This is a genomic window from Frateuria sp. (assembly GCF_013362045.1).
Classification (GTDB): Bacteria; Pseudomonadota; Gammaproteobacteria; order Xanthomonadales; family Rhodanobacteraceae; genus Frateuria_A.
Genome location: NZ_JABFWW010000044.1, coordinates 1 through 8,790, shown reverse-complemented (window position 1 = coordinate 8,790; position 8,790 = coordinate 1). Strand labels below are relative to the sequence as shown.

The following is an 8,790-nucleotide window of genomic DNA, read 5'->3' as shown; positions in this document are numbered from 1 at the left end:
CACCACCGCCGGGCCGGCCGGAACGTAAGGCGCGCGCGTCTGTGCGGCAGCGACCGTCGGCAACCACGCGATCATGAGCAGTACAATCAGGCACGGCACGCCACCGTGGTAGCGGCGGCGTGCCGCGTCGCGCCCGCCCGCGGGCATGCGGCGGGGACGCGAACCCGCGGGCGGACGCGCGGCCATCAGTTGGCGGCCACACCATTGCTGCCGTTGGGGGCGCCGGGCAGCGGCGGCATCAGGTACGGGAAACGCTCCAGATAGGTATCGGCCGCGTTCTCGTCGCCGGTGACGTGCTCGGTCGCCATGCTGGCCCCTGCCGCGCGGGCGCCGTCGGTGAATGGCGCCCCCTTGTTGGGATCCGCCATCTGGTTGCCGCAGTTGCCGGCCACGCCGCACAGCGCGCCCTCGGCCACGCGCAGTTCGATGTCGGCCACGTCGTCATACGGCCGGCGGCCGTTCGGGAACCCGGCCATGTCGCCGCCAAGCACGCCCAGGTCGTTCTGCTTGATCGGCGCGGTGGGCGCGATCGAGGTGTTGAGCCGCAGCTCTTCGGACGGACTGACCTTGGCCGGCTTGTTGAGTCCCGGCACGCCGGTGAGGAACACCGTGACCAGGTCGTTGCGCGGCGTGTGCGGGATCGCCGTCTTGTACAAGGCGTTGAGGATCACCGGCAGCGACGGCGTGGTGACGTAGCTCAGGAACTGCGCGTCGTTGCAGGGGATGCTGTTGTTGAACCGGTCCTTGTCCTTCAGGCCGATCACCAGTTCGTTGACCAGCGGCATGCCCAGCCGCGAGACCTGCACCCAGCTGGCGTCCGGGGCCGCCTTTTCGCCCTGCCCGTACGCGGCCACCGAGGTCTTGCTGGGAATGCTTGCGGTCGTCCAGCCGCCGATGATGTGGTTGCTGGCGCTCTGCTGCAGGCAGCTGGCCGGCATCTCCAGCGCCAGCGTGGTCACGTTCTTGTGGGTGAGCGCGTTGCGCGCCCCATCGCGCGGCCCGAGCGGATTGAGGTTCACCAGGTCGAAGATCTCGCCGACGTTCACCACGAAGCCGTCCTTGCGCTGCCCGACGAACACGCGCCCGGGCCTCGAACAGCCCGGCACGGCCACGTTGTAGACGTAGCTGTCGGCATAGTTGGCGTAGTTGGCGATCGACTTGGTGCCGATGTTGTCCACCGGCTGGGTGAGCATGGTCTTGCTGCCGTTGGTGCTCTCCAGCGGTTCGAAGTTGCCGTTGCCCTTGCGTACTTCGACCGTATAGGTGTCGATGCGGTTGAGCTTGCTCTGGTCGGTGGCCGACACCGGCCCGATGTTGAGCAGCGGCACGGGCGTGTAGTGCCCGCTGCCGCCCAGCACCTTGAGGTTCTTGTAGGTGTGCTTGAACCTGAAGCGGAAGGTCAGGTCCGGCCTGCCGTCGCCGCTGTTGTCCACGTTGATGTCGTACACGGCATTGTCGCTGAGCGGGAAGAAGTTCGGCCCGCCGGTGGGATCCTGCAACGGGTTGTAATTGGCCAGCAGCGTCACGTAGCCGGCACGTTGCGGCTCGTAGCTCATGAACATGTAGAAGTCGCTGGCGTCAACCTGCGGCATGGTGCTGATGAACGGAGCCTCGCGGTGGCTGGATGCCATCGCGGCCGCGGGAAGGATCAGCCCGAGCCCCAGGTACAGGCACAAAGGTTTGAGTTTCATGACGTGTCACCTCATCACGTGAAAGTGCGATGCACGCGCCGCCAGGCTCACGTCTGAAACGGCCACGCGCCTCCGTGGCTGCCTGATGCAACCCCGTGATTCGTGCGCCAATCAGTACCCGGTGGTGCCACGCGAGATCGCGCGCGTATTGCGCGCCGGCGACAGCCCGTCCGATCGCCCCCTTGCGAACCCCACCTTCCCTGTAGGGGCGAAAGGAATACGCGCGGGGACGTGAGAAGGACGCGCGCCGCTACTGTCGAGTTCAGCGGGCATTCACCGCCAGCCCAGGGCAAGCGATGCTCATCCAAAGACCTCATCGGCGGTATGCTGTATCGACGGCATCTCCGCCGCGGGAGTCAGACGTTGAACGGACCTGGCCGCTCCATCCGCCATGCAAGCCGCCCCTGGCGGCTGCGGGCGCTGGCCCGGTGGTCACTCACCCGATGGGTGCTCGCGGTCGCCGTCCTGATGCTGGTGGGCCAGCAAGCAGCCATGGCCGCCTATGCCTGCGCGATGCCCCCGACGTCCATGGGAAGGATGATTGCGATGCCTGACATGGCTTCGCACGCCATGGCCAGATCCTGCCCGGAAATGCATGGGACGCCCGACCATGCCTTGTGCCAGAAGCACTGCAACCCGGACACCACGGCGCAACCCGACGTCCGGCCCGGCACGGTGCCCTCCAGCCTGTTGGCGCCCCTGCCACCGGCACTGCCCGAAGCGGCGGCGCCTTTGCTCGCCAGCCGCGCCCCCAAGCGATTCCATCTCCAGCAAGCACCGCCACCACCGGCGGCCTTGTTGTTCTGCTCGCTCCTGATCTAGCGCTTCGCGGAGTCGTCCGCCGAGGTGCCGCCGTGCCCGAAAGGGAGACGACGGGATTGAGATCATCGGAGTTCCCATCATGCTGTTCCCATCTTTCGCCTGGCGCCGCGTTGCGTCAGGCCTGGCCGTCGCCCTGGCCGGGGCGGTGGCCTTCGCCGCCCATGCCGCCGAGCCGCTCACGCTGGCGGCCGCCGTCCGGCAAGGCGTGGCCCAAGCGCCGATGCTGACCGCCCACCGCGCCCGCATCGACGCGGCCCGCGAAGAAGCGGCGCGTGCGGGACGCCTTCCCGATCCTTCGCTCACTTTCGGGCTAGCCAACTATCCGGTCACCGCTCCCGGCGCTTTCAGCTTGCGCTCGGACGGCATGACGATGCGCACGATCGGCGTCCGGCAAGTGATTCCGTCGCAGGCAGCCCGCATGGCGGAGCGCGACCTGGCCGACGCGGAAGTCGGCGCCGCCACGGCCGAGCACACGGCCACCACGCAAGCCCTGCAGGAGCAAATTGCCGACGCCTGGATCGGTGTCTGGGCCGTCGAGCAGCAACGCGATCTACTGCAGGCGCTGCGCGATGAAGCGGCGCTGGCCGTGCAGGTCACCGATGCCCGCTTGCGCGGCGGCGCCGGCAATGCCGTCGATGCGCTGGCCGCACGCAGTGAGGTGGCCTTGCTGGACAACCGGCAGGACGCCACCCAGGCCGACCTCGCCGCCGCGCGAGCGAGCCTGGAGCGCTGGGTCGGGCCGGGAGCGGCGGAGCGCTTGGCCGCGCCTCCGGACTTCAGCCAGTTGCCGGTCTCGCCCGGGCGCCTGGAGCACGACCTCGACGAGCAAGCTCCGATGCAGGTCTGGGAAACACGCGAACAGGTGGCGCAAGCGGCGCTCGACCAGGCGCGCGCTGCCAAACACCCGGACTGGAGCGTGAGCGCCTCCTACGGCAAGCGCGCCCCTGGCCTGTCGGACATGGTGATGCTGGAGGTGGGCGTGAGCCTGCCCTTGTTCACGCGCAACCGCCAGGACCGCGGCATCAGCGCCAAACAGGCGCAATGGGACGCGGTGCAGGCCGACCACGAAGACGCCCGCCGGGCCCAGCGCGAAGCGGTGGCGCGCAACCTCGCCGCTTGGCAGGGCTGGGGCCGGCGGATCGGACGCTACCGGGACACCCTGCTGCCGCTCGCGCGTGACCGCGCGTCGATCGCGCTGGCCGCCTACCGGGGTGGCGGCGCCCTGCAGCCGTGGCTCGATGCACGCCGCGACGAAATCGACGTGCGCCTGCAATACGCCGACGCGCTTGTCTCCCGTGCGCGGCTATGGGCCGCGCTCGCCTATTTGCTGCCCACTGCGGAGGCCATGCGATGAAGCGTGCGCTGCTGGTTTTCATCGCGGCGCTGGCTGCTATCGCCCTGCTGGTGCTGGGTTATGCGCTCGGGCGGCAGCGGGCCGCGGCCCCGAGCCATTCCACCACGCCGGCGGCTGCCTCCGATGCGGCTCGCAAGGTGCTTTATTGGTACGACCCGATGGTGCCGCAACAGCATTTCGATAAGCCGGGGCTTTCGCCCATGGGCATGCAGATGGTGCCCAAATACGCCGACGAGGAAGGCTCCGGCGCCGTGCGGATCGATCCGGCAACGGTGCAGAACCTGGGCATACGTACCGCCGTGATCGAGCGGCGGCCGCTGGCCGAGGCCATCGACGTGCCTGGCACCGTGAGCTGGGACCTGCGCCAGGCGATGACCGTCAGCGCCCGTGTCGACGCCGTCGTGCAGAAGCTGCACGTCAAGGCACCTTATGCCCATGTAACCAAGGGCGAGCCGATGGTCGACCTGCTGGCTCCGCAGTGGAGCAGTGCGGTCGCGGAATACCAGGCACTCCAGCACGCGCAATCGGCCGATGGCCGAGCGCTGCGTGCCGCGGCGCGCGCGCGGCTGCAGGCGATGGGCCTCTCCGCGGCCGACCTGCGTTCAGCCGGCCAGGGACCCGGCGCCACCATCACCTTGCATGCACCGCAAGCCGGCGTCGTCGCCTCGCTCGACGTGCGCGAGGGCCAGCGCGTCGGTGCCGGCCAGACGCTCATGACCGTTAACGGCCTTTCAACAGTCTGGATCGAGGCCGCACTACCGCAGGGCCTGGCCGACACGGTGCGCGGCGGCACGCCGGTCAGCATCACCACCAATGCGGTACCGGGGCGGACCTTCCGCGGTTCGGTGGAGAGCCTGCTGCCGGACGTGGACAACGCCACGCGTACCCAGCGCGCGCGCATCGTCGTGGACAACGCCGACGGCGCGCTGAGTCCTGGCATGTTCGCCACCGTCCGCCTGCAACCGGCCCCGGCCACGTCGTGGCCGGTGGTGCCGGACGATGCGCTGATCGTCGCCGGCGCGGACAGCAGTCGGGTGATCCTCACCGAAGGCGACGGGCGATTCCGCGTCGTGTCCGTGCGAATCGGACGCTCGGCCGGAGGCTACACGCAAATCCTGCAGGGGCTGCGCGGCGGCGAACGGGTCGTGGTCTCCGGACAGTTCCTCATCGATTCGGAGGCCAGCCTGTCCGGTGCGCTGGAACGCCTGGGCGGCAGCGGGCCGTCGCCGGCCGCCAGCACCGCCATGCCCGGCATGGACATGGGGAAGCACCCATGATCGGCGCGCTCATCCGGGCGTCGATACGCCACCGCCTGTTCGTGCTGCTGGCGGCACTGGCGCTCGCCCTGGGCGGCGTCTTCGCCGCGCTGCAGACGCCCATCGACGCGCTTCCGGACCTCTCCGACACCCAGGTGATCATCCGCACGCCCTGGCCCGGGCAGTCGCCGCAGGTGGTCGAGGACCAGGTCACCTATCCGCTGGCCACCACCATGCTGTCGGTGCCGGGGGCGAAGACCGTGCGCGGCTATTCGTTCTTCGGCGACTCCTACGTGTACGTGCTGTTCGACGACCGCACGGACCTCTACTGGGCGCGCTCGCGCGTGCTGGAATACCTGAGCCAGGTGCGCGCCAGCCTGCCGGCCGAGGTCAACCCCACGCTGGGCCCCGACGCCACCGGCCTGGGCTGGATCTACGAATACGCGCTCGTCGATCGCACCGGCCGGCACGACCTGGGCGAGCTGCGCGCCTTGCAGGACTGGTTCCTGCGCTACCAGCTCAAAACCATACCGGACGTGGCGGAAGTGGCCAGCATCGGCGGCATGGAGCGCGCCTGGCAGATCGTGCCCGACCCGCAGGCATTGGCCGCGCGCGGCATCACCGTGCAGCAGCTGGTCGACGCGATCGACGCGGCCAACGGCGCCAACGGCGGTTCGGTGATCGAACAGGGCGAGGCCGAGCTGATGGTCCGCAGCGAGGGCTACCTGCGGACGCGCTCGGCGTTCGAGCAGGTACCGATCACCGCCAGCGCGCAGGGCGTGCCGGTGCTGCTGCGCGACGTGGCAAGCGTGCGCCGCGGCCCCACCTTTCGCCGCGGCATCGCCGAGCTGGACGGCCAGGGCGAGGTGGCCGGCGGCGTGGTCGTGCTGCGCTCGGGCAAGAACGCCAAGGCAGCGATCGAGGCGGTCAAGGCCAAGCTTGCCGTACTCGGGCGCAGCCTGCCGCCGGGCGTGGAGGTCGTGCCCACCTACGACCGCGCGCAGCTGATCGACGCGGCCGTGGAGAACGTCTGGGGCAAGCTGCTGGAGGAGTTCCTGGTCGTGGCGCTGGTCTGTGCGCTGTTCCTGGGCCACCTGCGCTCCGCCCTGGTGGCCGTGGTCAGCCTGCCGTTGGGCGTGCTGGCTGCCTTCGCGGTGATGGATCTTCAGGGCGTCACGGCCAACCTGATGTCGCTGGGCGGCATCGCCATTGCGATCGGCGCGATGGTGGACGCCGCCGTGGTGATGATCGAAAACGCGCACAAGCACCTGGAACACTGGCGCGAGGGCAACGGCGGCCGCGAGCCGCAGGATGCGGAGCGCTGGTCGCTGATCGCCGCCTCGGCGGCCGAAGTGGGCCCGGCGCTGTTCGTGAGCCTGCTGATCATCGCGCTGTCCTTCGTGCCGGTGTTCGCGCTGCAGGGGCAGGAAGGCAAGCTGTTTTCGCCGCTCGCCTTCACCAAGACCTATGCGATGGCGGCAGCGGCCGGACTCGCCGTGACGCTGGTGCCGGTATTGATGGGATACCTGGTGCGCGGGCGCATCCGTGCCGAGCGGGACAATCCGATCAACCGCGGCCTGGTCCGCGGCTATCGGCCCGTGCTGGAGGCGGTGCTGCGCTTTCCCAGGGCCACCCTGGTCGTGGCCGGTGTCTTGTTGCTCAGTGCCATCCTTCCCATGAGCCGGCTCGGCAGCGAGTTCATGCCGGCCATGGACGAGGGCACGCTGCTGTACATGCCCACCGCCCTGCCCGGCCTGTCGGCCGGCAAGGCCAGCCAGTTGCTGCAGCTGACCGACCGCATGATCAAGACGGTGCCGGAGGTCGCGCACGTGTTCGGCAAGGCCGGTCGCGCCGAGACAGCCACCGATCCCGCGCCGCTGGAGATGGTCGAAACCACCATTACCTTCAAGCCGAAGGACCAGTGGCGGCCGGGCATGACCATGGCCAGGATCAGGGAGGAGCTGGACAAGGCCGTCAAGGTGCCTGGCCTCACCAACCTGTTCGTGCCGCCGATCCGCAACCGCATCGACATGCTTGCCACCGGCATCAAGAGTCCGATCGGCATCAAGGTGCTGGGCACCGACCCGACCGTCCTGCAGTCGGTGGCCGATCGGATAGAGCGCGTCGCCCGCCGGGTGCCGGGCGTCAGTTCGGCGGTTGCCGAGCGCGGCGCCAGCGGGCGCTACCTCGACGTGCGCGTCCGGCCGCTCGATGCCGCCCGCTACGGCCTGACCCAGGCGCGCGTGCAGCAGCTGATCGCCACTGTCGTCGGCGGCGCGCCGATCGGGCAGACCGTGGAAGGACGCGAGCGCTATCCGATCGTGCTGCGTTACCCGCGCGCCGACCGCGATTCACTGGCCGCATTGCGCCGGCTGCCCATCGTGGCCCCGGGCGGCGCTCAACTGACCCTGGGACAGATCGCCGACGTCTCGCTCGCGTCCGGCCCGCCGATGCTCAAGAGCGAAGACGGCCAACTGGCCACCTACGTCTACGTGGACAACGCCGGGCGCGACCTCGGCAGCGTGGTGGCCGACCTGCAGCGCGCCGTCGCGCAACAGGTGACGCTGCCGCCGGGCGTGACCCTCGCCTGGTCCGGCCAGTTCGAATACCTGGCCAGCGCCATGCGGCGCCTGAAGCTGGTGGTGCCGATCGCGCTGGCGATCATCCTCGGGCTGATCTATGCGGTGTTCCGGCGCTGGAGCGAAGCGCTGCTGATCATGGCGAGCGTCCCGCTCTCGCTGGTCGGCGGCCTCTGGCTGATCTGGCTGCTCGGCCATGCGGTTTCGGTGGCGACCCTGATCGGCTTCATCGCCCTCGCCGGGGTGGCCGCCGAGTTCGGCGTGGTCATGCTGCTCTACCTGCGCCAGGCGTGGGACCGCCAGCTCGCGCTCGATCCGCACGCGGGCGCTGCCGCCCTGGATGCCGCCATCCGCGAGGGGGCCGTGCAGCGCGTACGGCCCAAGGCGATGACCGTGGCGGTGATCCTGGCCGGCCTGTTCCCCATCCTGCTTGGCCACGGCGCGGGCTCGGAGGTCATGCAGCGCATCGCTGCGCCGATGATCGGCGGCATGCTGACCGCACCGCTGCTCTCGATGATCGTGATCCCCGCCGCCTTTCGCCTGCTGGTCTTGCGCCGCCTGCGCCGCCAGACCTAGAGGATCCTGCGGGTGGAAAACCGCCTCCCCGCCATCGCCTGCTCGACGAACTGGACACGCCGCCCGATGCCACGCCCGCCAGGAAACCCACCCAGCGCTCAGTGCCGATGGTGCTCGTGCTCCTCGTTTTCTTCCTGCTCGTTCTCATGGGGCGCCAGCGTAACGGCACCGCTCTTTGCGTCCACGTGCAGGTGCACCGCTTTCCCGTTCTTCATGGCGTCGGCGTCGTAGTGGTCGCCCTCGTGCTCCACGCCATGCACGTTGGTATAGCCGGCCGCTTGCAGCTTCGTGGTCACCTGGGCCTCGGTCATGCCCATGGACGATTGCGATCCCGAGTACGACTGCGCGGCGAGCGGCAGGTTGAACAGGAACAGGCCGGCACACAAGGCGCAGGCCAAGGCCAAGTTTTGACGACGCATGGCTTTTCTCCGGAAGGGTGAGGCCGTTCGGCCGGACGTGCGAGGGACCGGCATCGTGTGCAACGACACCTCATGTAGAAGCTACTACTGTCC

Annotated in this window: 6 protein-coding genes; 4 read left to right on the top strand and 2 right to left on the bottom strand. The window is 69.2% G+C overall.

Annotated features, from left to right (window positions below; genetic code table 11):
- Window positions 1-185: 185 nt before the first annotated feature.
- Entirely contained in the window at window positions 186-1,691 is a 1,506-nt protein-coding gene (locus tag HOQ08_RS02150; RefSeq protein WP_291190894.1) for a DUF4331 domain-containing protein, read from the bottom strand.
- Window positions 1,692-2,183: 492 nt separating this feature from the next.
- Between HOQ08_RS02150 and HOQ08_RS02145 the strand changes: the two genes are divergently transcribed.
- The 4 genes from HOQ08_RS02145 (at window position 2,184) to HOQ08_RS02130 (ending at window position 8,278) form a co-directional block, all read left to right on the top strand.
- A complete protein-coding gene (locus HOQ08_RS02145) occupies window positions 2,184-2,513 on the top strand; it encodes a hypothetical protein (RefSeq protein ID WP_291190892.1) in 330 nt (109 codons plus the stop codon).
- A gap of 79 nt (window positions 2,514-2,592) precedes the next feature.
- Window positions 2,593-3,867, top strand: a complete 1,275-nt coding sequence (locus tag HOQ08_RS02140) for a TolC family protein (RefSeq protein WP_291190889.1) — start codon at window positions 2,593-2,595, stop codon at window positions 3,865-3,867.
- The gene (locus HOQ08_RS02135; RefSeq protein WP_291190886.1) at window positions 3,864-5,144 is read left to right on the top strand and encodes an efflux RND transporter periplasmic adaptor subunit; all 1,281 of its coding nucleotides are present in this window, start codon (window positions 3,864-3,866) and stop codon (window positions 5,142-5,144) included. The genes HOQ08_RS02140 and HOQ08_RS02135 overlap by 4 nt, the downstream gene beginning before the upstream one ends.
- The gene (locus tag HOQ08_RS02130; protein ID WP_291190883.1) at window positions 5,141-8,278 is read left to right on the top strand and encodes a CusA/CzcA family heavy metal efflux RND transporter; all 3,138 of its coding nucleotides are present in this window, start codon (window positions 5,141-5,143) and stop codon (window positions 8,276-8,278) included. Before HOQ08_RS02135 ends, HOQ08_RS02130 begins: the two co-directional genes overlap by 4 nt.
- Window positions 8,279-8,376: 98 nt before the next feature.
- Here the strand turns inward: HOQ08_RS02130 and HOQ08_RS02125 are convergent, their stop codons facing one another.
- A complete protein-coding gene (locus tag HOQ08_RS02125; protein WP_291190880.1) occupies window positions 8,377-8,697 on the bottom strand; it encodes a PepSY domain-containing protein in 321 nt (106 codons plus the stop codon).
- Window positions 8,698-8,790: the final 93 nt, after the last annotated feature.